The 990-nt window shown below is 40.8% G+C and carries 1 protein-coding gene and 1 pseudogene; one reads left to right on the top strand and one right to left on the bottom strand.

Annotated features, from left to right (window positions below; all coding sequences use genetic code 11):
- Positions 1 to 233: 233 nt before the first annotated feature.
- Positions 234 to 491, top strand: coding sequence for a hypothetical protein (locus BCT81_RS00505; protein ID WP_102422966.1), 258 nt, complete (start codon positions 234 to 236; stop codon positions 489 to 491).
- Between the two features lie 185 nt (positions 492 to 676).
- On the opposite strand, the pseudogene BCT81_RS00510 reads toward BCT81_RS00505, so the two are convergent.
- Positions 677 to 990: pseudogene (locus BCT81_RS00510) on the bottom strand (IS5/IS1182 family transposase); the annotation flags it as partial.

Raw genomic sequence — 990 nt, forward strand, 5'->3', positions numbered from 1 at the left:
CCGCTGCACGCTCCAACTCAAGTTCATCGTTTATCCCCTTAGATCAAACTCAATCTTCAAAGATAATTTTCATACTTTGAAGTAGTACGCTAACTACTTAAATTATCTTTAGTTTCCCCTTTACTACTCTTACTGTCTCTCAGAATTGTTCTAGTTTTATAATCTCGGTCAATGTTCGAATCCTTCGTTGTGTTAATGTGCGCTCAACTGGAAACAACCATAAAATAATAAAAATGTTTAAAAGCAATGAGTTAACTATCAATATTGAGACAATCAATATCGCCCTGTCCAAAGTCGAAAACGCGAACAAAATTCAACTTAATACGTTGAAAGGTTATGTGAGCAGTGAGCCTGAGCAAGCTATTCTTGCGTTTCGTTCTTTGAGTGAAGTGGAGTCTATCGACGACAAGCTGAAAAGAATCATGTCAGAGCTCCCTCATCTAAGTGGCGAGGCGCAACACCTACTGGAAACATCGATTCTTTTACAGTAATGAGCAAGAAAGATAAGTCTTAGCTAACGAATGAGTATGAGTTAAGACTTATCTTTGATTTCTTAGCCTTGATTGAATTTCTAATCAAACCAAGATCTAGTGATTAACGTCTAAAGCGTTACACTTTTCACGGCTTTGTTGCGTAATTCGGATAGAAAACCAAACCGCCCGAAATTGAGTGATTATTAAACAACATACTGAGTTTCAGGCATACCAAGCCCTGTAAGCTTGTTCAGCGCTTTAATCATGGCGTAAGTCTCACCCACTTGAGCGTTGTAGTTCCTCAGGCTTAATTTCCCACCTAACAACTGTTTCACTCGATACATTGCTGTCTCTGATAGCGAGCGCTTATGATAGCCATAACGCTTTTCCACTTCTTGTTGGAGCAGTAGAGCTTCTGACAACCTACTGCTAAATTGCGAGGATGTCCTTGCTCCCAGAAGGCTGCCCCTTCTCGTGGCGGGATAAGCGGAACCGCTCGCTTTATCCGTATGGCATC

It is taken from the genome of Vibrio sp. 10N.261.52.A1 (assembly GCF_002876325.1).
In the GTDB taxonomy this organism is placed as follows: Bacteria; Pseudomonadota; Gammaproteobacteria; order Enterobacterales; family Vibrionaceae; genus Vibrio; species Vibrio chagasii.

What these genes read in the sequence shown, in the direction of transcription:
- BCT81_RS00505 (WP_102422966.1), top strand. Translation starts at nt 234, where the DNA reads ATGTTTAAAAGCAATGAGTTAACTATCAATATTGAGACAATCAATATC.